The 23,380-nt window shown below is 60.2% G+C and carries 19 protein-coding genes and 3 tRNA genes; 2 read left to right on the top strand and 20 right to left on the bottom strand.

Annotated features, from left to right (window positions below; all coding sequences use genetic code 11):
• The 17 genes from ACN0SO_RS17690 to ACN0SO_RS17610 form a co-directional block, all read right to left on the bottom strand.
• Positions 1–1,521: an NADH-quinone oxidoreductase subunit M gene (locus ACN0SO_RS17690; protein WP_417680038.1), complete on the bottom strand. Its 1,521-nt coding sequence runs from the start codon at positions 1,519–1,521 to the stop codon at positions 1–3.
• Complete coding sequence (gene nuoL / locus ACN0SO_RS17685; protein ID WP_417680037.1) at positions 1,521–3,509, bottom strand: NADH-quinone oxidoreductase subunit L; 1,989 nt, start codon at positions 3,507–3,509, stop codon at positions 1,521–1,523. Before nuoL ends, ACN0SO_RS17690 begins: the two co-directional genes overlap by 1 nt.
• 6 nt (positions 3,510–3,515) lie before the next feature.
• Entirely contained in the window at positions 3,516–3,824 is a 309-nt protein-coding gene (gene nuoK, locus ACN0SO_RS17680; protein WP_417680036.1) for an NADH-quinone oxidoreductase subunit NuoK, read from the bottom strand.
• A gap of 100 nt (positions 3,825–3,924) precedes the next feature.
• On the bottom strand, positions 3,925–4,539 hold the full coding sequence (locus ACN0SO_RS17675) for an NADH-quinone oxidoreductase subunit J (RefSeq protein WP_417680035.1): 615 nt from the start codon (positions 4,537–4,539) through the stop codon (positions 3,925–3,927).
• 96 nt (positions 4,540–4,635) lie between these two features.
• Complete coding sequence (gene nuoI, locus ACN0SO_RS17670) at positions 4,636–5,124, bottom strand: NADH-quinone oxidoreductase subunit NuoI (protein ID WP_417680034.1); 489 nt, start codon at positions 5,122–5,124, stop codon at positions 4,636–4,638.
• A 23-nt stretch (positions 5,125–5,147) separates the two neighbouring features.
• Positions 5,148–5,384 carry a hypothetical protein gene (locus ACN0SO_RS17665; RefSeq protein ID WP_417680033.1) on the bottom strand — a complete coding sequence of 79 codons (237 nt, stop codon included), beginning with the start codon at positions 5,382–5,384 and terminating at the stop codon, positions 5,148–5,150.
• 1 nt (position 5,385) lies between these two features.
• Complete coding sequence (gene nuoH, locus ACN0SO_RS17660; protein ID WP_417680032.1) at positions 5,386–6,435, bottom strand: NADH-quinone oxidoreductase subunit NuoH; 1,050 nt, start codon at positions 6,433–6,435, stop codon at positions 5,386–5,388.
• Between the two features lie 15 nt (positions 6,436–6,450).
• Positions 6,451–8,547 (bottom strand): NADH-quinone oxidoreductase subunit NuoG, encoded by a 2,097-nt coding sequence (gene nuoG, locus ACN0SO_RS17655; protein ID WP_417680031.1) that lies wholly within the window; start codon positions 8,545–8,547, stop codon positions 6,451–6,453.
• Positions 8,547–8,852, bottom strand: coding sequence for a pentapeptide repeat-containing protein (locus tag ACN0SO_RS17650; RefSeq protein WP_417680030.1), 306 nt, complete (start codon positions 8,850–8,852; stop codon positions 8,547–8,549). The genes nuoG and ACN0SO_RS17650 overlap by 1 nt, the downstream gene beginning before the upstream one ends.
• 4 nt (positions 8,853–8,856) lie before the next feature.
• Positions 8,857–10,155, bottom strand: coding sequence for an NADH-quinone oxidoreductase subunit NuoF (gene nuoF / locus ACN0SO_RS17645; RefSeq protein ID WP_417680029.1), 1,299 nt, complete (start codon positions 10,153–10,155; stop codon positions 8,857–8,859).
• A 9-nt stretch (positions 10,156–10,164) separates the two neighbouring features.
• A complete protein-coding gene (locus ACN0SO_RS17640; protein ID WP_417680028.1) occupies positions 10,165–11,382 on the bottom strand; it encodes an NADH-quinone oxidoreductase subunit E in 1,218 nt (405 codons plus the stop codon).
• A 481-nt stretch (positions 11,383–11,863) separates the two neighbouring features.
• The gene (locus tag ACN0SO_RS17635; protein WP_417680027.1) at positions 11,864–13,048 is read right to left on the bottom strand and encodes an NADH-quinone oxidoreductase subunit D; all 1,185 of its coding nucleotides are present in this window, start codon (positions 13,046–13,048) and stop codon (positions 11,864–11,866) included.
• A gap of 11 nt (positions 13,049–13,059) precedes the next feature.
• Positions 13,060–13,665 carry an NADH-quinone oxidoreductase subunit C gene (locus tag ACN0SO_RS17630; protein ID WP_346912187.1) on the bottom strand — a complete coding sequence of 202 codons (606 nt, stop codon included), beginning with the start codon at positions 13,663–13,665 and terminating at the stop codon, positions 13,060–13,062.
• 65 nt (positions 13,666–13,730) lie between these two features.
• Complete coding sequence (locus ACN0SO_RS17625; protein ID WP_190293591.1) at positions 13,731–14,312, bottom strand: NuoB/complex I 20 kDa subunit family protein; 582 nt, start codon at positions 14,310–14,312, stop codon at positions 13,731–13,733.
• Positions 14,303–14,668 (bottom strand): NADH-quinone oxidoreductase subunit A, encoded by a 366-nt coding sequence (locus ACN0SO_RS17620; RefSeq protein WP_417680026.1) that lies wholly within the window; start codon positions 14,666–14,668, stop codon positions 14,303–14,305. The genes ACN0SO_RS17625 and ACN0SO_RS17620 overlap by 10 nt, the downstream gene beginning before the upstream one ends.
• Positions 14,669–15,189: 521 nt before the next feature.
• Positions 15,190–15,266, bottom strand: a tRNA-Asp gene (locus ACN0SO_RS17615).
• A 57-nt stretch (positions 15,267–15,323) separates the two neighbouring features.
• Positions 15,324–15,400 (bottom strand) — tRNA-Asp (locus tag ACN0SO_RS17610).
• Between the two features lie 569 nt (positions 15,401–15,969).
• Between ACN0SO_RS17610 and ACN0SO_RS17605 the strand changes: the two genes are divergently transcribed.
• Together ACN0SO_RS17605 and ACN0SO_RS17600 are read left to right on the top strand one after the other, a co-directional pair.
• The gene (locus ACN0SO_RS17605; RefSeq protein WP_417680025.1) at positions 15,970–18,594 is read left to right on the top strand and encodes a PASTA domain-containing protein; all 2,625 of its coding nucleotides are present in this window, start codon (positions 15,970–15,972) and stop codon (positions 18,592–18,594) included.
• A 14-nt stretch (positions 18,595–18,608) separates the two neighbouring features.
• Positions 18,609–19,727 (top strand): peptidoglycan-binding protein, encoded by a 1,119-nt coding sequence (locus tag ACN0SO_RS17600; protein ID WP_417680024.1) that lies wholly within the window; start codon positions 18,609–18,611, stop codon positions 19,725–19,727.
• Between the two features lie 154 nt (positions 19,728–19,881).
• Here ACN0SO_RS17600 and ACN0SO_RS17595 read toward each other — a convergent pair.
• The 3 genes from ACN0SO_RS17595 to lon all read right to left on the bottom strand — a co-directional run bounded on the left by ACN0SO_RS17595 (position 19,882) and on the right by lon (position 23,047).
• Positions 19,882–19,957: transfer RNA gene (locus tag ACN0SO_RS17595), tRNA-Val, on the bottom strand.
• 196 nt (positions 19,958–20,153) lie between these two features.
• Positions 20,154–20,429 (bottom strand): HU family DNA-binding protein, encoded by a 276-nt coding sequence (locus ACN0SO_RS17590; protein ID WP_190293593.1) that lies wholly within the window; start codon positions 20,427–20,429, stop codon positions 20,154–20,156.
• Positions 20,430–20,617: 188 nt separating this feature from the next.
• Complete coding sequence (gene lon, locus ACN0SO_RS17585; protein WP_417680023.1) at positions 20,618–23,047, bottom strand: endopeptidase La; 2,430 nt, start codon at positions 23,045–23,047, stop codon at positions 20,618–20,620.
• Positions 23,048–23,380: the final 333 nt, after the last annotated feature.

Here is a 23,380-nt window from a genome sequence, read left to right as displayed (position 1 = left end):
TTAGTGCACGGCTGCTGCGGCTTGCTGGACCTGGCCAGCCGCCTCAAGCGCTGCGTGATAGGAGTTGATCAGATTGTCGACCGCGCCCTGGGTCACGTCGAGGATCGCCATCGGATAGAAACCGAAGAAGATCGTGAGTGCGATCATCGGGAACAGGATGGCCTTTTCCCGCAGGGACAGGTCGAGGATCGATTTCAGGCTCTCTTTCTCCAGCGCGCCGAAGACGACGCGGCGGTAGAGATAGAGCGCATAGGCTGCCGACAGGATCACGCCGGTGGTTGCGAAGAACGCCACCCAGGTATTCACCTGGAATGCACCCATAAGCGTCAGGATTTCACCCACGAAGCCGGAGGTTCCCGGCAGCCCGACGTTGGCCATGGTGAAGATCAGGAACACGACCGCGTATTTCGGCATCCGGTTGACCAGTCCGCCATAGGCGGAGATCTCGCGGGTATGCATCCGGTCGTAGATCACGCCGACACAGAGGAAGAGTGCGCCGGAGACGATACCGTGAGACAGCATCTGGAAGATGCCGCCCTGCACGCCCTGGGGCGTCATGGTGAAGATGCCCATGGTGACGTAGCCCATGTGCGCCACGGACGAATAGGCGATCAGCTTCTTGATGTCCTCCTGGGCGAGCGCCACCAGCGACGTGTAGATGATCGCGACCACGGACAAGGTGAAGATGAACGGCGCGAACATGTCGGACGCGATCGGGAACATCGGCAGCGAGAACCGCAGGAAGCCGTACCCGCCGAGCTTCAGGAGAATACCCGCCAGGATGACCGAGCCGGCCGTCGGCGCTTCCACGTGGGCATCGGGCAACCAGGTATGCACCGGCCACATGGGCATCTTCACCGCGAAGCTGGCGAAGAAGGCGAACCACAGCCAGCCCTGCATTTCCGCCGGGAACGGATGGTTCAGCAGCTCTACGATATCCGTCGTGCCTGCCTGCCAGTACATCGCCATGATGGCGATCAGCATCAGGACCGAGCCGAGCAACGTATAGAGGAAGAACTTGTAGGACGCATAGACGCGCCTCGCGCCGCCCCACACCCCGATGATCAGGAACATCGGAATGAGGCCCGCCTCGAAGAAGATGTAGAACACCACCAGATCCAGCGAGCAGAACACGCCGATCATCAGGGTTTCCAGAATGAGGAAGGCGATCATGTATTCCTTCACCCGCTTCTGCACGCTCTCCCAGGAGGCGAGAATGCAGAACGGCATCAGGAACGTGGTCAGGATCACGAACAGGATGGAAATGCCGTCGACACCCATCTTGTAGTTGATCTTGCCGCCGAGCCACTCACTGGTTTCCACCATCTGGAAACCCGGGTTCTGGTAGTCGAAGCTGCCCCAGATGAACAGCGACAGGGCGAAGGTGAACAGCGTCGTGACGAGAGCCACGCCACGGATGTTCTTCTTGCCGCCTTCGTCGTCTCCCGGCACCAGGAGGATCGCCAGGACGCCTGCCAGAGGCAGAAAAGTCGTGGTCGTGAGAATTGGCCAGTCGTTCATCAGTGAGCTCCCCCACCGGTACTCACACCGGTGAACATCGACCAGGTGATCAGGGCAGCCACCCCGATCAGCATCGCAAAGGCATAGTGGTAGAGATAACCGGTCTGCAGTTTGACAACCCAGGTGGTCACATTCTGGACGCGGGCAGCGACGCCATTGGGACCAAAGCCGTCGATGATCGTCCCGTCACCCTTCTTCCAGAGCATGCGGCCGACCCACATGGCGGGCTTCACGAACAGGAAGTCATAAAGTTCGTCGAAGTACCACTTGTTGAGCAGGAACTGATAGAGACCGGCATGCCGTTCCGCCAGACGCTTCGGCGATTCCGGAGAGCGGATATAGAACTGGTAGGCGACCAGGAACCCGGCGAGCATCATGACGAAGGGCGAAACCTTCACCCAGGTCGGCACTTCATGCATGGCATGCATGATGTGGTTGTCCGGGCCGAGGAAGATGGCGCCTTTCCAGAACTCCTCGAACGCATGGCCGATGAAGACGCCCTTGAACACCATACCTGCGAGCGCGGCCCCGACCGACAGAAGCAGCAGCGGCACCAGCATCACCCAGGGCGATTCATGCACATGGCTCATGACGTCGACCGGTGCGCGCGGCTTGCCGTGGAAGGTCATGAAGGTCAGGCGCCAGGAGTAGAACGACGTCAGCGCGGCGGCCGCGACCGTCAGCCAGAAACCGTAGAGCGCGAAGTCGTTGTGGCCGGCGTAAGCCGCCTCGATGATCGCGTCCTTGGAAATGAACCCGGCAAAACCGATCGAAGTGAGCGGCAGACCGACACCGGTCAGCGCGAGCGTGCCGATCATCATCGTCCAGTAGGTGAACGGAATGTGCTTCCTGAGGCCACCCATCTTGCGCATGTCCTGCTCGTCGGAAACCGCGTGGATCACCGAACCGGCGCACAGGAACAGGAGCGCCTTGAAAAAGGCGTGGGTGAACAGGTGGAAGATGCCGACGCCATAGGCCCCGACGCCAAGCGCCACGAACATGTAACCGAGCTGCGAACAGGTCGAATAGGCGATCACCCGCTTGATGTCGTTCTGGACGAGACCGACCGTTGCCGCGAAAAAGGCGGTGGTGGCACCGAAGAATGTCACGACCGTTAGTGCCGTATGGGACAGCTCAAACAACGGCGACAGGCGCGCCACCATGAACACCCCGGCGGTCACCATGGTCGCAGCGTGAATAAGCGCGGAAACCGGTGTCGGGCCTTCCATGGCGTCCGGCAGCCAGGTGTGCAGCAGGAACTGGGCCGACTTGCCCATGGCGCCCATGAAGAGCAGCAGGCAGACGACGGTCAGCGCCCCGTGCGGATCGAGATGATAGCCGAGGAACGTCATGACCTCGGCGTGTTCTCCCGCAAGGGCCGGAGCGTTGGCGAAGATCGTCGACATGTCGATGCTGTCGAACAGATAGAAGACGCCGAAGATGCCGAGCGCGAAGCCGAAGTCGCCGACACGGTTGACGACAAACGCCTTCATCGCGGCCGCGTTGGCCGAAGGCTTCTGGTACCAGAAACCGATCAGCAGATAGGAGGCAAGGCCCACGCCTTCCCAGCCGAAGAACATCTGCAGCAGGTTGTCGGAGGTCACCAGAGACAGCATGGCGAAGGTGAACAGCGACAGGTAGGCGAAAAACCGCGGGCGATGCGGGTCGTGATGCATGTAGCCGATCGAATAGACATGCACGAGCGCGGAAACCGAGTTTACCACCACCAGCATGACCACGGTCAGCGTGTCGACCCGGATCGACCAGGTCACGTCCAGAGCACCCGCTGTGATCCAGCGCATGATCTGGATCTGGTAGAGCCCGGTTTCGCCGTAGCCGACCGCAAAGAAGGCATACCAGGACATGAGAGCCGAGAGGATTACCAGGCCACTGGTGATGTATTCGCTCGCCTTGGCACCGATCGCCTTGCCGAACAGTCCGGCGATCAGGAACCCGATCAGGGGCAGGAAGACAATTGCAGAGTACATTCGCCCCTAGCCTTTCATCACGTTGACGTCTTCCACGGCAATCGAGCCGCGGTTGCGGTGGAACACCACCAGAATGGCCAGCCCGATGGCGGCTTCGGCGGCGGCGACCGTGAGAACCAGCATGGTGAAGATCTGCCCCATCATGTCCCCGAGGAAGCTCGAGAAGGCGACGAAGTTGATATTGACGGCCAGGAGCAGGAGCTCGATGGACATCAAGATGACAATCACGTTCTTCCGGTTCAGGAAGATTCCGAAAATCCCGATCGTGAACAGGATCGCCGCGACCGTAAGATAATGCGACAGACCGATTTCCATGGGCGCCTCGCCGTGCTCCCCCTCGTTTAATCCCAACCGGACTGCGGCGCGGAGTGTTCCACCACTGTCCGGATCATCGAATACACGCTGCGAAAGCGCGTTAAATACCCTTGCCGGACTCCACCTTGTGGATCTCGATCGCGGTTGCCTTGTTACGGGCGACCTGCTTGGAGATGTCCTGGCGTTTGACGTTTTCCTTGTGGCGCAGCGTCAGTACGATGGCGCCGATCATGGCCACCAGCAGCACCAGCCCGGCCACCTGGAAGAAGAAGACATACTTCGTGTAGAGCACATCGCCGATCGCCTGGATGTTCGAGACATCATTGAGCGAGGGCATCGGCTCCGCGCCGTGGCCTGCGATTTCCGGGGAAATCACCCAGGCGCCGAGGCCGAGCACCAGTTCGATCAGAAGGACCAGCCCGACAAGACCGCCGATCGGCAGGTACTGCAGGAAACCCTGGCGCAATTCGACGAAATCCACGTCCAGCATCATCACCACGAACAGGAACAGCACCGCGACCGCGCCGACGTAGACGACGACCAGCAGCATGGCCAGATATTCCGCCCCCAGCATCACGAACAGCCCGGCGGAGTTGCAGAACGCAAGGATGAGGAACAGCACCGAACTCACCGGATTGCGCGAGGCAATCACCATGAAGGCGGATGCCACCGTCACCCCGGCGAACAAATAGAAAAAGAGCGCGTTCAGGATCATTTCTAGACCTGCCTGTCCTCTGGCCGGAACCCCGGCCCCCTTCTTTGGGGCTCCACCGGCCGGATTGCCGGATAAACCCCTGTTTGCGTTCTGCCCCTAACGGTAGGGAGCATCCATATCGATGTTGCGGGCGAGCTCCCGCTCCCAGCGGTCGCCGTTCGCGAGCAGCTTCTCTTTCGAATAGAGGAGCTCCTCGCGGGTTTCCGTGGCGAATTCGAAGTTCGGTCCTTCGACGATGGCGTCCACCGGGCAGGCTTCCTGGCAGAAGCCGCAGTAGATGCATTTCACCATGTCGATGTCATAGCGGGTGGTCCGGCGCGTGCCGTCGTTGCGGCGCGGGCCGGCTTCGATCGTGATTGCCTGTGCCGGGCAGATCGCCTCGCACAGCTTGCAGGCAATACACCGCTCCTCGCCGTTCGGATAACGGCGCAGAGCATGTTCGCCACGGAAGCGCGGGCTCACCGGTCCCTTTTCGAAGGGATAGTTCACCGTCGGCTTCGGCTTGAAGAAATAGCGCATGGCGAGAAAGAACGCCGATACGAATTCCTTCAAGAACAGCGATTTGGCGGCCTGATCAAGTCCCATCGCCTGTTGCCTTCCCTTGTGTCTCAGCCGGTCAATCCAGCACCGGCCCAGTACCCGATCACCGGAAACCCGATCACCGGAACCAAAAATACGATCCAGCTCAGGGGCGTCTTGTATTTCGCGGCGAATCCGCCGTCGCCGCCCCCTTGCCTGTTTTTCATTTCAGCCGCCTGGATCACCCCTTTCAGGATTTTCCAGTCGAGCCAGCCGAGGTAAAGACCAATGGCGGCTCCGATCAGCCCGGCGACCGAAATACTCACCTTACGGTGCCCACCCCATGACCATCAGCACGCCGGCTACGACAACCACCATGAACAGCGACAGCGGCAGGAACACTTTCCAGCCGAGGCGCATCAGCTGGTCGTAGCGGTAGCGCGGCACCATCGCCTTGACCATGGCAAACATGAAGAAGCCCAGCAGACACTTCAAAATGAACCAGATGATGCCCGGCACCCAGGTGAACGGCGCAAAATCGAACGGCGGCAGCCATCCACCCATGAAGAAGATCGTCATCAGGGCGCACATCAGGCAGATGGCGACATATTCGCCGAGCATGAACATCATGTACGGCGTGGAGCCGTATTCCACCATGAAGCCGGCGACCAGTTCCGATTCCGCTTCCGCCAGATCGAACGGCGGCCGGTTCGTCTCCGCCAGCGCGGAGATGAAGAACACCACGAACATCGGGAAAAGCGGCAGCCAATACCAGTTCAGGAACGCCAGCCACGGCACGCCGAGCATGTTGGCAAGACCCGTCTGCTGCGACAGGACGATTTCCGTCAGGTTCAACGAACCCGCACAGAGCAGAACGGTTACGATCACGAAGCCGATGGACACCTCGTAGGACACCATTTGCGCAGCGGACCGCAGGGCCGACAGGAACGGATATTTCGAGTTGGATGCCCAACCGCCCATGATGATGCCGTAAACCTCGAGCGAGGAGACGGCGAAGACGAACAGGACGCCGACGTTGATGTTGGCGATCACCCAGCCGTCCGCGACCGGAATCACCGCCCAGGCGGCCAACGCCAGCATCACCGAAATCAGCGGCGCCAGCAGGAACAGGATCTTGTTGGAGCCCGACGGAATGACCGGCTCCTTCAGCACGAACTTCAAAAGGTCGGCAAAACTCTGGAACAGCCCCCAGGGCCCGACCACGTTCGGGCCGCGGCGGATCTGGACGGCCGCCCAGATCTTGCGGTCCGCGTAGAGGACGTAGGCGACGATCACCAAAAGCACGACAAGCAGCAGCACGCTCTGGAACACCATCCAGAGAAACGGAATGCCGTAGGTCGTCATGAAATCCGACATGTCTGTCCCTGCCCCTTATTCCGCAGCTTCCGCCGTCCGCGCCTTGGCGAGCGCGGAACATTCCGCCATCACCGCCGAGGCCCGAGCGATCGGGTTTGTCAGGTAAAACTCGGTCACCGCATTGGCAAAACCGGCGGCTTCCATCTTGCCAGCGCCCTTGGCAAGGGCCGCGATCTCACCGGCCTCGCCCGGCTTGATGCTGTCGATCTCAAGCATGTGCGGATAGGCTTCGCCGAGAAGTCCGCGCAGCGCGCCGAGCGTGTCGAACGGCAGCGTCTTGCCGAGAACGGCCGACAACGCACGCAGGATCGCCCAGTCCTCACGCGCCTCGCCCGGAGGGAACCCGGCCCGGTCGCCCAGTTGCACCCGGCCTTCCGTGTTGACGTAGAGGCCTGATTTTTCCGTGTAGGCAGCGCCCGGCAGGATCACGTCGGCACGGTGCGCGCCCCGGTCGCCGTGGGTGCCGATATAGACCACGAAGGCGTCGCCAAAGGCGGACATGTCCATTTCGTCTGCTCCCAGCAGGAACAGAACATCCAGATTGCCCTTCGATGCCGCGTCCTGCATGGCCGCGATGCTCATGCCGCCGTCGTTCGGCACGAAACCGATGTCGAGGCCGCCGACGCGGGAAGCTGCGGTGTGCAGAACGCTGAAACCGTTCCAGTCGCCGCTCACCGCGCCGACTTTTTCGGCAAGCTTGGCGGCATTGGCCAGAACCGACACGCCGTCGACCCGCGCCAGAGCGCCCTGGCCGACGATGATCAGCGGCTTATGGGCCGCTTTCAGCACATCGGCGAAGCTGTTCTTGCCGGCAACCAGATCGGCCAGCGTTTCGGGACCTGCTCCGAGATAGGTCGTCGCATAGGTGAGATCCGCCGCCTCGCCGACGACACCGACCGGCAGGTCGCCGTGGCGCCAGCGCTTGCGGATCCGAGCGTTCAGCACCGGGGCTTCCAGGCGCGGATTTGCGCCGATGATCAGGACCGCGTCGGCATCCTCGATGCCTTCGATGGTGGAATTGAAGATGTAACTCGCACGGCCCTTGGCCGGATCGAGCGCAGCCCCGTCCTGGCGGCAGTCGATGTTATGCGACCCGAGCGAGGACATCAGCTCCTTCAGTGCGAACATTTCCTCGACACTTGCCAGGTCACCGGCAACCGCGCCGATCTTCGCGCCGTCGGAGGCACAGACCTTGTCGGCAATGGCCCGGAAGGCTTCCGGCCAGGAGACCGGCTGCAGCTTCCCGTCCTTGCGGGCATAGGGCCGGTCGAGACGCTGGGTCTTGAGACCGTCCCAGATGTAACGGGTCTTGTCGGAGATCCACTCTTCGTTCACCGCCTCGTTCAGCCGCGGCATGATCCGCATGACTTCCTTGCCGCGCGTATCGACCCGGATCGCGGAGCCGACCGCATCCATCACGTCGATGCTTTCGGTTTTCACCAGTTCCCAGGGACGGGCGTGGAAGGCATAGGGCTTGGAGGTCAGCGCGCCGACCGGGCACAGATCAACGACGTTGCCCTGCATTTCCGACGAAAGCGCCGCTTCCAGGTAGGTGGTGATTTCCGCATCCTCGCCGCGGCCGATCAGGCCCATGTCGGCAACGCCGCAGACTTCCGTGGTGAAGCGGACACAGCGCGTGCAGTGAATGCAGCGGGTCATGATCGTCTTGACCAGCGGACCGAGGTGCTTGTTTTCGACCGCGCGCTTGTTCTCGTGGAAGCGCGATGAATCGATTCCGTAGGCCATGGCCTGGTCCTGCAGGTCGCACTCGCCGCCCTGGTCGCAGATCGGACAGTCCAGCGGGTGGTTGATGAGCAGGAACTCCATCACCCCTTCGCGCGCCTTCTTGACCATCGGGCTCTTTGTCTCGACGACCGGCGGCTCGCCGTTCGGCCCCGGGCGCAGATCCTTGACCGACATGGCGCAGGACGCGGTCGGCTTGGGCGGTCCGCCCTTCACTTCCACCAGGCACATGCGGCAGTTGCCGGCGATCGACAGCCGGTCGTGGTAGCAAAAACGCGGAACCTCGGCACCCGCTTCTTCACAGGCCTGAAGCAGCGTGTAGTCCGCCGGGACGTCTACTTCATTGCCGTCGATGATCAGCTTTGTCATCACTTCGCCTCTTGTGCCGCGTTATGGGCGGCCAGCAGTTCGGTCACTTCGATACCGTTGATGGTCATGCCGTCCAACCGGCACTGACTGATGGATGCGCCCGCCAGATTGGCGTCGTTTATGCGGATCCCGGCCATGTTCACGTTTTCGTAGCGTCCGCCGGAAAGGTTGACGTCATTGAAGCCGCATCCGGAAAGGTTCACGTCATCGAAGCTGCAGCCGGATAAATTCACGTCGTGGAAGGAAGATCCCGACAGATCCGATTTGCTGGCTTTCAGACAGTGTTTTTCCTGATGGATCTTCATCGCTTCACTCCGCCGCGACCATCGCCGGGGCTTTCGCCTTGGCGACATAGTCATCGATACGCTGCTCGATGACCGGCCTGAAATTCTTGATGAGCCCCTGGATCGGCCATGCGGCCGCGTCCCCAAGCGCACAGATCGTGTGTCCTTCGACCTGCTTGGTCACGTTGAACAGGAGATCGATTTCCTCGCGCGACGACTGGCCCTTGACCATGCGTTCCATCACGCGCCACATCCACCCGGTTCCTTCCCGGCACGGTGTGCACTGGCCGCAGCTCTCGTGCTTGTAGAAATAGGACAGCCGGGCGATCGCCTTGATGATGTCTGTCGACTTGTCCATCACGATCACCGCGGCCGTGCCAAGGCCGGAGCCGAGATTGCGCAGGGTGTCGAAATCCATCGGCGTATCCTTGCACTGTTCCGCCGTCAGGCAGGGCACGGATGAGCCACCGGGGATCACGGCCAGCAGGTTGTCCCAGCCGCCGCGAATACCGCCGCAATGCTTGTCGATCAACTCGCGGAAGGGAATGCCGAGTTCCTCCTCCACCGTACAGGGCTGATTGACGTGACCGGACACGCAGAACAGCTTGGTGCCCGTGTTGTTCGGATTGCCGAGACCGGCGAACCAGGCACCGCCCCGGCGCAGAATGGTCGGCGCAACGGCGATGGATTCCACGTTGTTCACGGTTGTCGGGCAGCCATAGAGGCCGACATTCGCCGGGAACGGCGGCTTCAGGCGCGGCTGGCCCTTCTTGCCTTCCAGGCTCTCCAGCAGCGCCGTTTCCTCGCCGCAGATATAGGCGCCGGCACCATGGTGAACGTAGATGTCGAAGTCGTAGCCGTTCTTGTTGTTCTTGCCGATCAGACCCGCGTCATAAGCCTGGTCGATGGCCGCCTGCAGGCGCTCGCGTTCGCGGATGAACTCGCCGCGCACGTAGATATAGGCCGCGATCGCGCCCATGGCGAAACCGGCGACCAGACAGCCCTCGACCAGTGTATGCGGGTCGTGGCGCAGGATCTCGCGGTCCTTGCAGGTACCCGGTTCGGATTCGTCGGCATTGACGACCAGATAGGCCGGACGACCGTCGGATTCCTTGGGCATGAACGACCATTTCAGACCGGTCGGGAAGCCGGCACCGCCGCGCCCGCGCAGACCTGAGGTCTTCATTTCGTTGATGATCCAGTCGCGGCCCTTGTCGAGCAGACCCTTGGTGTTATCCCACTGGCCGCGCTTCTTCGCCCCTTCAAGACCCCAGTCATGAAGGCCGTAGATATTGGTGAAGATCCGATCCTGATCTTTCAGCATCTCTTCCCCCTACTCTTCGCTTTTGCTCGACGGCACATCGCCGGCGGCCACGCGCTTGGAGAATTCCGTTTCCCCGCCGGATGCGAGGGTCTTGGCCTGTTCGATCCAGCCGTCACGCTCGATCCGGCCCTTGAATTTCAGCCGGGTGTCGACCCAGGCGATTTCCTCAGCCCCCCAGGCAGCAATCTGCTCGAAATGGTAGATACCCAGTTCGTTGAGCGTGCCTTCCAGCTTCGGACCAACGCCCTTGAGCTGTTTCAGGTCGTCCGCATTGCCACCCTTAGGGCCTTCCAGCAATTCGGGTTCCTTTTCCGCGGCCAGCAACGGCAATTCTGCCGGCTTTTCAAGCGCGGGTGCCGCCTTCTTCGCAGCCGCCTTCGGCTTTTCCGCCTTCGCAGGTGCGGCCTTGGGCTTTTCTTCCTTGGCCGGCGCGGGCGCATCGGCCTTCTGCGCGGACTTTGCGGCAAACTCGGCCTTCACCTTGGCAACCGCTTCCTCGGCCGGGACCGGAACGCCGTCGAAATCATTGCCGCCCGCGTTGATCGCAGCGCCGGCAAAGGCATGGGAGGCCTTTTCGGAACCGTCGACCAGATGGGCAACCGGATCGGCCCCCTTGGTGTCGTCCTTGATATCCTTCAGGCTGGTCTGCCCGCCTTCCGGCATGGAGAACCGCCGACCGTTCTGCGGGCCCGGCGTCACTTCCTTGCCGGCGGCAATGTCGTCGATCAGCTTGTTGAAGCTCTCCGGCGTCAGGTCTTCGTAGGTGTCCTTGAAGATCTGCACCATCGGCGCATTCACGCAGGCGCCGAGGCATTCGACTTCCTCCCAGGAGAACATGCCGTCCTCGGAGATCTCATGCATGTGCTTGGCAATACGGCTCTGGCAGATCTTGATCAGGTCTTCCGATCCGCGCAGCTGGCACGGTGTGGTGCCGCAGACCTGGATATGCGCCTTCTTGCCGACCGGCTGAAGCTGGAACATGGTGTAGAAGGTCGCCACTTCCAGCACACGGATATGCGGCATGTCGAGCATGTCGGCGATATAACGGATCGCCGGCTCGCACACCCAGCCGTCGTGCTGCTCCTGAGCACGCCACAACAACGGAATGACGGCCGAGGCCTGACGGCCCGCCGGATAGCGGTCGATCAGCTTCTTCGCCCACGCGAGGTTCTTCTCGGTGAACTCGAAGCTCTCAGGTTGTTCCGCGGCAAGTCTGCGAACGGCCATTACGAAACGCTCCAGTTGTGGCAAATAAACGAATTACGTGATCCGCCTTCTCGAATGGAAAGAATTGGAACGACTTGGTGGGGTTCACTCGCCAACTTTTTCCAATCACTTAAATTCTGTTCGTAGGACTGCCAGCCCTTCCCACAGTACGTCCTATTTGAGCAATCCAACTTTTCGTCGAACTTCTCCTGTTGCCTCCAGGCGACGGCAATAGTTGAGACGTAGTTGCGATAGCGCTCCAAACAGCCTCGACCGATGGTCCGTTCATGTTTCCGGGCCATTTCCGGATCCAGCACGACTGAACTCGATGACCAAATCGGACCGCGCTCAATAACCTCGCATCGAACGTCAGTCTTTACGCCGTCAGGCTGACAAATGATGCTCGCGGAGCGAGGTTGAGCCCCCCATGCGAACACTGCAGCAGACGCACTGCAGCCGATAACGACGCCACCGAGCAAATATGTGAGTTTCCTCACCAGCATCACCGGTCGACCTCGCCGAACACGATATCCATGGACCCGAGCACCGCCGAGACATCGGCCAGCATGTGGCCCCGGCACATGAAGTCCATCGCCTGCAAGTGGGCAAAACCTGGCGCCTTGATCTTGCAGCGGTACGGCCTGTTGGTACCGTCGGAGACCAGAAACACGCCGAACTCGCCCTTGGGCGCTTCCACGGCGGCGTACACCTCGCCGGCCGGCACGTGATAGCCTTCGGTGTAAAGCTTGAAGTGATGGATCAGCGCTTCCATAGAGCGCTTCATCTCGCCGCGCTTCGGCGGCACGATCTTGCCGTCCGTCGAGGAGATCGGACCGGTCTCGATGGTCAGCTTCTCCAGACACTGCTTCATGATCCGCACCGATTGGCGCATCTCTTCCATGCGGATCAGATAGCGGTCGTAGCAGTCGCCGTTCTTGCCGACCGGAATATCGAAATCGAGGTCGGCGTAGCACTCATAAGGCTGAGACTTGCGCAGGTCCCAGACGGCGCCCGAGCCACGTACCATGACCCCGGAGAAGCCCCACGCCCAGGCATCGTCCAGATCGACCACACCGATATCGACGTTGCGCTGCTTGAAGATGCGGTTGTCGGTCAGAAGGCCTTCGATATCGTCCAGCGTCTGCAGGAACGGATCGCAGAAGTCCCAGATATCATCGAGAAGATCGCGCGGCAGGTCCTGGTGCACCCCGCCCGGACGGACATAGGCGGCGTGCATGCGCGCGCCGCAGGCCCGTTCATAGAACACCATCAGTTCCTCGCGCGGCTCGAAGCCCCACAGCGGCGGCGTCAGCGCGCCCACGTCCATGGCCTGGGTGGTCACGTTGAGGAGATGCGACAGCAGGCGGCCGATCTCCGAATAAAGCACGCGGATCAGCTGGCCGCGCATCGGCACGGTAATGCCGAGCAGGCGTTCGACGGCAAGCGCGAAGGCGTGCTCCTGGTTCATCGGCGCCACGTAGTCGAGGCGATCGAAATAGGGCACGGCCTGGAGATAGGTCTTCTGCTCGATCAGCTTCTCGGTGCCGCGGTGCAGCAGGCCGATATGCGGATCCACACGAGTGACCACCTCGCCGTCCAGCTCCAGCACCAGGCGCAACACGCCGTGGGCCGCCGGGTGCTGCGGACCGAAGTTGATATTGAAATTTCGAACCTGCGCTTCGGCCATCGTCGAAAGCCTTAATTCGTGGTTGCTTTTTCATCACCCGGCAGCACGTAGTCCGTGCCTTCCCAGGGCGAGAGGAAATCGAAATTGCGGAATTCCTGGTTCAGGCGGACAGGCTCGTAAACGACGCGCTTCTTCTCGTCGTCATAGCGGACCTCGACATAACCGGTGACCGGGAAATCCTTGCGGAGCGGATGGCCGTCAAAACCGTAGTCGGTCAGGATTCGGCGCAGGTCCGGATGGCCGGAAAACAGGATGCCGTACATGTCATAGGCTTCCCGCTCGAACCATTCCGCGCCCGGAAACAGCGGTGTCAGAGACGCGACCGGCGTTTCCTCGTCCGTTGCCACCTTGACGCGGATGCGCTGGTTCTGCATCGGCGACAGGAAGTGATAGACCACGTCGAACCGTTTCTCGCGGGCCGGATAGTCGACGCCGCAGATATCGGTCAGGTTGACGAACTTGCACGAGCTGTTGTCGCGCAGGAAACGGCACACGTCGATGATGTCCGACGCGCTAACCGTCAGGGTCAGTTCGCCGTAAGCGACGTTCCAGGACAAAAGAGACTCGCCAAGACCAAGCTCGATATGCTCGGCAAGTTCCTTCAATGTCTCGTCCATTTTGACCTCACTCCCCCGGGGGACCTACCGAAGGCAGCGGGGCCGCCTTCGGGGTAATTCCAAAACTAGCGTTCTATGGTGCCGGTACGGCGGATCTTCTTTTGCAGCATCAGGACGCCGTAAAGAAGCGCTTCGGCGGTCGGCGGGCAGCCGGGGACGTAGATGTCCACCGGAACGACGCGATCGCAGCCGCGCACGACCGAATAGGAAAAGTGGTAATAACCACCGCCGTTGGCGCAGGACCCCATCGAGATCACGTACCGCGGCTCAGGCATCTGGTCGTAGACCTTGCGCAGAGCCGGCGCCATCTTGTTGGTCAGCGTGCCGGCGACGATCATTACGTCCGACTGGCGCGGTGACGCACGCGGCGCGAAACCGAAGCGTTCCGCATCATAGCGGGGCATCGACATCTGCATCATCTCGACGGCGCAGCAGGCCAGGCCGAAGGTCATCCACATCAGCGAACCGGTGCGCGCCCATTGAATCAGATTGTCGGTAGAGGTGACGAGAAAGCCCTTGTCGGCCAGTTCGTCATTGACTTCCAGGAAAAACGGATCGTCGGCGCCGACCGGCTTGCCGGTGTTCGGATCGATAATGCCCTTCGGGCTTTCCGCAATGAGCGGACCGGATGTGGTGGTCAATCCCATTCCAGCGCTCCCTTTTTCCATTCGTAGATAAAGCCGATCGTCAGGACGCCCAGGAAGACCATCATGGACCAGAAGCCGAACCAGCCCAGGTCGCCGAATTTCACGGCCCACGGGAACAGGAAGGCGACTTCGAGGTCGAAGATGATGAACAGAATGGACACCAGATAGAAGCGGATATCGAACTTCATGCGCGCATCGTCGAAAGCGTTGAAACCGCACTCGTAAGCGGACAGCTTTTCCGGATCCGGATTCTTGTAGGCAAGGAGAAACGGCGAGATCAAAAGCGCCAGTCCTATCACCAGCGAGATCCCAATGAAGACGACGATGGGGATATATTCCCGCAGCAGCTCTTCCATTCTTTCGCGTCCTTAGCATATCGAGGCCGGACCGGAGGATGGTCCGACCATCAGGGCCTTGCCGCATTGCTCCAGCACGGGAGCCCGCGTCGTAAGGGCCAGTCGGTTAGGTTTTAACCAACATGCGTCCGCACAGGTATCTCACGCTTTGGTGCAACGCAAGGCCTCTTGAGACCAAAGATTTGCCTTCATCTCGCCCGATTGCCGCCCCCCCTTCGCGATCCGCGCTTTTCAGCGGGGTTCAAGGTGGTCAACAGGTTTGCAGGGGGGACAGAAAAAATTCCTCCGGAGAAAATTTGCTCCCGACCCAACACGTCAATTCTGCTTAATATTCAATTCTCCGAATATGCCAGAGCTGGTTAGCCGGCATCCGGATACGACTCGTCTCCACCGCCCCGAATAGACCAAAGGACGTTTGATTGCGGATCGTTAGCGCGAATGAGAGTTCGGCGCACTCGGTCTCCGGAATGCGGAAACACGTGTCTGAATTTATCGGAGAGGAGAAAACTGGAAACCGTAAGTGGCGCGAGTGACGGGGCTCGAACCCGCGACCTCCGGCGTGACAGGCCGGCACTCTAACCAACTGAGCTACACCCGCACACGTTACGGTATTTTGAAGCGCCTTTCCCGTGTCAGTCAGAACTGACCTGGGAAGTGGCGCGAGTGACGGGGCTCGAACCCGCGACCTCCGGCGTGACAGGCCGGCACTCTAACCAACTGAGCTACACCCGCTTGGACCGAAACGACATGTCGTCGTTCCAAGGTGGCGCTGATGTACGGTGGCAGCGGAAGGAAGTCAAGCACTCTGAAAGCGCTAATATGTCGTTTTTGCGAAACAGATGAAAACCGGGTCCAGACCTGCCTTCCGCTTACGCCCGGACATGTGGATAAAACACAGGATCCATGAAAATTTCCACATGCGGGCTGAATTCAACTACGCCTTGCCGAAGCAAAGCCGGTCGCAACAACACTGACAGCGCCCAACTTGATGCAGGTCATACCGGCGGCACAGACCATAGCGTTGTAATGGGCCTCAGACCCAGTGACCTCTCAAATACGCGGCAGACGCCTTGATGCGATTTTCCCTTGTCTTTTTCACGTCCCCGAACTTCCGGCATCGTCGACCCGCCGGACTTGGGTCGATAGAACCCGGAGCTACGGCTTGGAAGCATGCTGCCGTCGGTATTCTGGCTCTTTTCCTCACAATCGCATCGTCGACATCTCCCCTTCGGGCGCAATCGCTCTACGATCCGCAGGATACCGAATTTGAAAAAAGAATTCGGGCGATCGAACCAATCTGCATGCCGGATCGGCCGCCCCTCATCGTCGACAGCTATGCCTACCGCCTTGGCGCGGAACTGGTCGACGAGTGCGTCTCGCAAAACGTGAACAAGACCCAGGCGGTGAAATACGCAGCCCTTGCCCTGGCCTCTTTCACCCCACACCCTGCTGCCCCGGCCGCCTGGAGCTACGCCGGGGGCGAAGTCTCCTCCGATGCCTTGAAATGCGTGGCAAAGGCGATTGTCGATGCGTCGGAAGACCTGACCGCTGCGCAAAAGGCCCAACAGAAATCCCTTATTACCGGGGCCTTTGCCCTCAAGGACTGGAATTCCTTCGCAGACAGCCTCAAGGGGATGAGCAGTCCGAAAAAGGTGGAGCAGACCAAGGCGATTTTCGAAACGGTCGCGGCGACCTATGAACGCGGCTCGGAATTCGCCGACTTGCTGCAGGAGATCAACGACACCATCGAGAGCAACACCAACACCGTCAAGAACTACATTTTCGGCGAGGCGGAAACGCTCTTGGATGCCTATGACTATGCCAAACGTTCCTGCCGCTACGACGAGGCGAAAAGAAAGTTGGAGGAAGCCGAACCGGCAGCGAAGCGGGAATGCGCAGGCTATGGCGACCGGTACAGGCAGGCGGAACTCAGCCTGCGCACGCATATCTATCGCAATCGTCCTGTCCTGACCGATGCCATCACCGATCCCGTAAAGGCCGTGAACCGCAATGCTGCCGAAGACCGTTATGTCAACCTCTATCAAGCTTTGCAGCACCGCAGAACGCAGCTTGAAAGATATGTCCAAATCTTCGACCGCCTAAAAAAGGAAAAGCAAAACCTACGTCGAACGCGCCAGGATTTTCAGGATCAGCAAAAGGAGTACAAATACCAGGTTCGCCTGATCCGGCGGGTGATGGATACACCCGGCATTTGCGAGGACTTCACCAGGCTCGAGGAACTCGACAAGGCAATCGCTCCGGAATGCCGTCCGGCCTTTTTTGCCGATGCCGGCGCTGGCGAGATGTCCCGGGGAGGAGAACTCAGTTTGGAACTCGCCAATGCCTCCAGACTGAAGTCTTCGGCCTGGTGGTCCCGAAGCGACGAGATCTATAAGGACTTCCGGGCCTGTCGGGTCGATGCGGCCAAGAGCAAGATCGCGGCTCTCAAGGCCGAGATTTCATCGAACCCGCCACTCATGATCAGCAACGGCGAATGCAGACCGATCGATCAGGAAGCCCTTATGAAGCGCCTGAATGGCATGAGCACGCCGTCCTACTGCTTTGAACGGCCGGTCCCGCGCATCATCGGGCTCACTTATGACGATGCCGTCGACGACCTCTATGAATCGGGTCTGCAGCCGGGAGATAAAATCCGCACCGCGGCAGCCAAGGACGGCCAGAAAGCTGGCACGGTGGTCGATTCAGATCCCGCCGAAGGCAGCATGCAAAAGGCCGGTACGAAAGTGACGCTGACTGTTGCCAAGGCGGAACCCTCGGCCGAAACCGCAACCATGCCCGAGGTCATCGGCGTCGAAAAATCAGTAGCGGCAGACCGTGTCAGCAAAGCGGGTCTCATTCCGATCGTGGACGACAGCAAGGCTGCAGACAAACGGGAGTATGAACCCGGCAGGATCTACGCTGCCAGCGCTACGAAAGGCGATACGCTCCCGCTCAAGACCGAAATCACCCTCAGTGCCTATGGCCCGCGCCCCATGGTCGTGATTCCGGGTGTGGCCGGCAAATCGCCTGAAACGGCCAAAAGCATCCTTGCCGGCAAGGACTTTGCCGTCGGCGACCCGGTTCCCGGCGACGTCGCGACCGGCGACCAGGTACCAGGCGATATTTACGGCACCAGGCCTCCCGAAGGCGACGAAGCCGAAATGTTCAGCGAGGTGACGATTTTCGCCTTCGACAAACCGAAGGAAGCGGAAGAAGACTTGCGGGCGATTCCCTCCGTAATCGGCCAGACGGTCGGCGGCGCGGAGGGAATTCTGGCAGGCGAAGACAACTTCTTCTCCGTCGGAGGCGTCTATCTCGGCAAACCGGCTCCAGCCGACAAGAAACCCGGCACGGTCTACGAGATGGTGCCGGGTGCCGAAAGCATGGCACCGAAAGGCACGAAGGTGGAACTCACCCTCTATGGCTCCCATGCGGACCAGCCGGTCATGGATGAACCGCCCGCGGAATCCTCGCCAGGCGGGGAACCAGATCTATCCAGCGATGACGACGGCTGGCTCGGGCGCTGGCGGATTCACGGTACCCTTGTCCGCAAGGGCAAACGCAGCGAAGTCAACGCCATCATGGAGATCGCCAACAAGGAAATCGGATTGACCCTGACCCTTTTCACCCGGAAAAGCGGCGAATTGAAAAAAACCATCACCATTCCGATCCGTATCGTTGACGGGGTCATTCAGGCGCGCGCCGAACTGTTGAAGAAGGGAAATCCGACAAATGACACGCAAGGCGGCATCGTGGCAGGCACCCTGAAAAAGCCCCTGTCGAAAATCACCCAAATGCTGCACCAACTGTTCGAAACGCTCAGGATCACGCGCGAGGGTGAGCAGTGCACCCTCACCTTCCAGGACGAGACCGGCCAACAGGTCATGCCCTTTCAATGCGTCCGCATCGCGGATGGCGGGCAATAACGGAGACCCGGCATATGACATTTACGACAAGGCTGGTTTGTCTGATCCTCCTGCTGACGCCCGCCCTCCTCCGCCCGGCATTTGCCGAGGTGGAAATACGCGCGGAAATAGTGGACGTCGACCAAGGCGGCGAAGTTCGGCTCTCCTTGCCTGCGGATGCCGTGGTCACGGTCGGGGACCGCGTTCGTATCGAGGGTGAAGTTCCGGGGGTCGGCTGGCTGGCCATCCGGACGGCTTGGAAAATCTCCTATGTGTCCGCAGAGGTCGTCTGGGCGGCTCCCGATGGAAAAGTAAGCGGCATGCCCCAGGTCGGCTACAGAGCAACCGTCTATGCCACAGCGCCCCAAGTCCAGACGTCAGAACCGCTCAAGCCGACTCCTGCTCCCCCATCTGAACCGAAGATCCATACCGGAGCCCATGAATGTGATCTCCTCGCTGCCCACGAATACGATGACGAGGCCGTCGCTCCGGGTGTGAGTTACACCGACCTCAACGCACAGGCTGTCATCCGCGCCTGTACCGATGCGATTGTGAATTGGCCCGATACGCCACGTTTCCATACGCAGGTTGCCCGCGGCTACCACAAGGCCGGCGAGATGCAGAAGGCTTATGAGGCAGCCAAGGCCGGCGCGGACCGGGGGAGCGCACAGGCGATGGCCTTCCTAGCCATTTTCTACAAGACCGGCGCTTATGTCTCCAAGGACCCAGTGCAGTCGCTCCGTTGGTTCGAAAAGGCCGGCGAAAATGGAAACATCGCGGCTATGGTCTTTGCCGGAAGCATGTACAACATCGGAGAAGGCGCACCGCCCAACCCGTCCCGGGCCGCCTACTGGTTCGGTGAAGCAACCAATCGGGGCAACGGCGAAGCGATGGCCAAACTTGCGATGCTCCACGATGCCGGCCGCGGTGTGCAGCGGGATCCCGGCCTGGCTGCCGGTTTGCTTCTGCAGTCCCTGAAACTCGGCAATGACGCCGGTCGCAGGATCCTGTTTGAAAACGCCCGGACGCTCTCCCCCGCAACCCGGCGCTCGATCCAGATGATGCTGAAGTCTTCCGGCTATTACACCGGTGCAATCGACGGTAAATTCGGCCCAGGCACCCGCAGAGCCCTCGAAGCGCTCGCGCGTTCCTGAATCCCAATTGCCGCAAGAGTGTACCTTGGGGAAAACACCCGGACCCGCAGGACCCGCAAGGCGAACAGCCGCCCGAGCCCATGCGAGGCCCCGACTGGAGCGAAGCGCCTTTGGCGCGGCAGCGTGAAATCAGAAAAGCGCGAAGCAAGAAAAATGGTGGGCGATGAGAGACTCGAACTCCCGACATCCTCGGTGTAAACGAGGCGCTCTACCAACTGAGCTAATCGCCCTGAACCGCAACGGTTGCGTTCGGAGAGCTGCCTTTTAGGAGCTTCGCGCCGACTTGGCAAGAGGACAGTCTGCGAATTTTCCATCTCTGTGGATGGCAGACAACGCCCCCTGTCCCACGGAAGAAACCTGCACTCAAAAATGCAAAAAGCCCCACGCACCATTCCGGCGCGCAGGGCTTTCTGAAGGAAATCAGGATTAGCTGTTCACAGCGTCCTTGAGGCCCTTACCGGCCTTGAACTTCGGCGTCTTGGAAGCCGGGATCTGGATCGTGTCACCCGTGCGCGGGTTACGGCCTTCGGTCGCAGCACGCTCAGAAACGGTGAAATTGCCGAAACCGATGATGCGAACTTCGCCACCGCTCTTGAGCGTCGTGGTGACAGCATCAAACGTTGCGTCAACAGCCTCGCCTGCCTGGGCCTTGGTGAGACCGGTCTTTTCTGCGACTGCTGCGATCAGATCGTTCTTGTTCATAGTAGATACCTTTCTAAGAAACGGCGGTAAGCCAACGATTCCCGTCAGCGCCGTTGCCGGAAATTCGTGCGAAACGAGCCTAAACGCAAGCCATTTTTTCGCAGAAAACCGCCATTTTTGGTGATTATTCAAAAGAAAAGCCCCGGAGACCCCGGGGCTTTGCATTTTTGCAACGGTTTAGGGCGCGCTCAGTGCGCGAGCACCCCTGCCGAATCATCCTCCGAACGGGCCGCTTTTGCGGCCGCGTCGGCGGCAGCTTCGTCCCATTCAATGGGTTCCGGCAATCGGGTAAGTGCCGTTTTCAGCACTTCTTCCATGCTCGAGACCGGGATGATTTCCAGCAAATTCTTCACCGAGTCCGGGATGTCCGCCAGGTCCTTGGCGTTATCTTCCGGGATCATCACCGTCTTGATACCGCCCCTGAGGGCCGCCAGAAGCTTCTCCTTCAGCCCCCCGATCGGCAGGATCCTTCCGCGCAGGGTGATCTCGCCGGTCATGGCAACATCACGGCGTACCGGAATCCCGGTGAGCGTCGAGATGACGGCTGTCGCCATGGCGATACCGGCCGACGGACCGTCCTTCGGGGTTGCCCCTTCCGGAACGTGCACGTGGATGTCGCGCTTCTCGAACATAGGCGGTTCGATGCCGTAGTCGATCGCACGGGACCGCACGTAGGACGCGGCGGCGGAAATGGATTCCTTCATCACGTCCTTCAGGTTGCCCGTCACGGTCATCTTGCCCTTGCCGGGCATCATGACGCCCTCGATGGTGAGCAACTCGCCGCCGACCTCGGTCCAGGCAAGACCGGTGACCACACCGACCTGGTCCTCGAGTTCCGCCTCACCGTAACGATAGCGCGGCACGCCGAGATACTTCTCGACCACTTCCTCTGTCACGACAATCTTTTCCATGTCGCTCATCAGGATGTCCTTGACCGCCTTTCGGGCGAGCGTCGCCATTTCGCGTTCAAGGTTACGCACGCCCGCTTCGCGGGTGTAGCGGCGTACCACAAGGCGCAGGGCATCATCCTCGATCGCAAACTCGCCGTCGCGCAGACCATGATCCTTTTCCGCCTTCGGCAGCAGGTGCCGGCGGCAGATTTCGATCTTCTCGTCCTCGGTGTACCCGGCAATACGGATGACCTCCATCCGGTCCATCAGCGGCGCCGGAATGTTGAGCGTATTGGCCGTGGTCACGAACATGACGTCGGACAGATCGTATTCGACCTCCAGGTAGTGATCCATGAACGAGGAGTTCTGTTCCGGATCCAGCACTTCCAGAAGAGCCGACGACGGATCGCCCCGGAAGTCCATGCCCATCTTGTCGATCTCGTCGAGCAGGAACAGCGGATTGGACTTCTTGGCCTTCTTCATCGACTGGATGACCTTGCCGGGCATCGAGCCGATATAGGTGCGCCGGTGACCGCGGATTTCCGCTTCGTCACGCACACCGCCGAGCGACATGCGCACAAATTCGCGGCCTGTCGCCTTGGCGATCGATTTGCCGAGGGAGGTCTTGCCCACGCCGGGTGGTCCGACCAGGCAGAGAATCGGGCCTTTCAGCTTGTTCGCCCGTGCCTGTACGGCCAGATATTCGACGATCCGCTCCTTGACCTTCTCCAGGCCATAGTGATCGGTGTCGAGTACCGTTTCGGCGAAAGCCAGATCGTGCTTGACCTTGCTCTTCTTGCTCCACGGAATGCCGACAAGCCAGTCCAGGTAGTTGCGCACCACGGTGGCTTCCGCCGACATCGGGCTCATCTGCTTGAGCTTCTTGATCTCCGCATTGGCCCGTTCACGCGCTTCCTTGGAGAGCTTCGTCTTCTTGATCTTCTCTTCAAGTTCCGCGATCTCGTCGCGGCCGTCCTCGTTGTCGCCGAGTTCCTTCTGAATGGCCTTCATCTGCTCATTCAGATAGTACTCGCGCTGGGTCTTCTCCATCTGGCGCTTGACCCGCGAACGGATGCGCTTTTCCACCTGCAGGACGGAAATTTCGCTTTCCATCATGCCGAGAACGCGTTCGAGGCGCTCCGAAATGGAATCGACGCCGAGGATTTCCTGCTTTTCCGGGATCTTGATCGCCAGATGCGAAGCGATCGTATCGGCCAGCTTGGAATAGTCGTCGATCTGGTTGACCGCGCCCAGGACTTCCGGCGAAACCTTCTTGTTCAGCTTGACGTAGTTTTCGAATTCGGCCAGCACCGAACGCGCCAGGGCCTCGATTTCAACGTCTTCCCCGTCCCGTTCCGGTAGAACCGTCGCGGTGGCTTCGTAATAGTCGCTGCGGTCGGTGTAGCCATCGATGCGCGCACGCGCCCCACCCTCCACCAGCACCTTTACGGTGTTGTCAGGCAGTTTCAGCAGCTGCAGCACGGTCGCCAGCGTACCGACCTCATAGATCTGGTCGGATTCGGGATCGTCATCCGCCGCATTCTTCTGCGTCGCGAGCAGGATGTGCTTGTCGGTGGTCATCACCTCCTCGAGCGCGCGAATGGACTTTTCGCGCCCGACGAACAGGGGGACAATCATATGCGGGAAGACGACGATATCCCGCAAGGGGAGCACAGGATAGACGGCGGTTTCCGTCACGTCGAAAGAGCGGGTTTCTTCGTCGCTCATTATCATTCCTTTCTTTGCGCGCCCGCGCCCCTTGGATTAAGGCGGTCGCTGGCGCTGGAAGCCGGCATCGGACGACATCGCCCGCAAGAGCCGGACCGTTCCGTCCCGATGGGCCCGGACCCGGTCCGCATTGCCGGATTAGATCATCTATTAGGTGGACACCTGCCGCCTAAGTGTCAAGGCAGGTGGAACAGTTGTAATCCAATCATTGTTGACGAATCCGCAACCGGTGGAAAACCGGTATGCCGCAATGCACCAACATGACACCGCCAAGACACGGACCGGGCCTGAAACGGAAAATGCCGCCCTTTCGGGCGGCATTCCAAATCAGCG

The sequence above is a fragment of the Roseibium sp. genome, assembly GCF_048260565.1.
Taxonomy (GTDB): Bacteria; Pseudomonadota; Alphaproteobacteria; order Rhizobiales; family Stappiaceae; genus Roseibium.
This window is presented reverse-complemented; position numbering and strand designations above follow the sequence as displayed.

Excerpts from the sequence above, each read along its gene's own strand:
- ACN0SO_RS17690 (WP_417680038.1), bottom strand. The coding sequence starts at position 1,521 with ATGAACGACTGGCCAATTCTCACGACCACGACTTTTCTGCCTCTGGCA.
- nuoL (WP_417680037.1), bottom strand. The coding sequence starts at position 3,509 with ATGTACTCTGCAATTGTCTTCCTGCCCCTGATCGGGTTCCTGATCGCC.
- nuoK (WP_417680036.1), bottom strand. The coding sequence starts at position 3,824 with ATGGAAATCGGTCTGTCGCATTATCTTACGGTCGCGGCGATCCTGTTC.
- ACN0SO_RS17675 (WP_417680035.1), bottom strand. The coding sequence starts at position 4,539 with ATGATCCTGAACGCGCTCTTTTTCTATTTGTTCGCCGGGGTGACGGTG.
- nuoI (WP_417680034.1), bottom strand. The coding sequence starts at position 5,124 with ATGGGACTTGATCAGGCCGCCAAATCGCTGTTCTTGAAGGAATTCGTA.
- nuoH (WP_417680032.1), bottom strand. The coding sequence starts at position 6,435 with ATGTCGGATTTCATGACGACCTACGGCATTCCGTTTCTCTGGATGGTG.
- nuoG (WP_417680031.1), bottom strand. The coding sequence starts at position 8,547 with ATGACAAAGCTGATCATCGACGGCAATGAAGTAGACGTCCCGGCGGAC.
- ACN0SO_RS17650 (WP_417680030.1), bottom strand. The coding sequence starts at position 8,852 with ATGAAGATCCATCAGGAAAAACACTGTCTGAAAGCCAGCAAATCGGAT.
- nuoF (WP_417680029.1), bottom strand. The coding sequence starts at position 10,155 with ATGCTGAAAGATCAGGATCGGATCTTCACCAATATCTACGGCCTTCAT.
- ACN0SO_RS17640 (WP_417680028.1), bottom strand. The coding sequence starts at position 11,382 with ATGGCCGTTCGCAGACTTGCCGCGGAACAACCTGAGAGCTTCGAGTTC.
- ACN0SO_RS17635 (WP_417680027.1), bottom strand. The coding sequence starts at position 13,048 with ATGGCCGAAGCGCAGGTTCGAAATTTCAATATCAACTTCGGTCCGCAG.
- ACN0SO_RS17630 (WP_346912187.1), bottom strand. The coding sequence starts at position 13,665 with ATGGACGAGACATTGAAGGAACTTGCCGAGCATATCGAGCTTGGTCTT.
- ACN0SO_RS17625 (WP_190293591.1), bottom strand. The coding sequence starts at position 14,312 with ATGGGATTGACCACCACATCCGGTCCGCTCATTGCGGAAAGCCCGAAG.
- ACN0SO_RS17620 (WP_417680026.1), bottom strand. The coding sequence starts at position 14,668 with ATGGAAGAGCTGCTGCGGGAATATATCCCCATCGTCGTCTTCATTGGG.
- ACN0SO_RS17605 (WP_417680025.1), top strand. The coding sequence starts at position 15,970 with ATGCCGGATCGGCCGCCCCTCATCGTCGACAGCTATGCCTACCGCCTT.
- ACN0SO_RS17600 (WP_417680024.1), top strand. The coding sequence starts at position 18,609 with ATGACATTTACGACAAGGCTGGTTTGTCTGATCCTCCTGCTGACGCCC.
- ACN0SO_RS17590 (WP_190293593.1), bottom strand. The coding sequence starts at position 20,429 with ATGAACAAGAACGATCTGATCGCAGCAGTCGCAGAAAAGACCGGTCTC.
- lon (WP_417680023.1), bottom strand. The coding sequence starts at position 23,047 with ATGAGCGACGAAGAAACCCGCTCTTTCGACGTGACGGAAACCGCCGTC.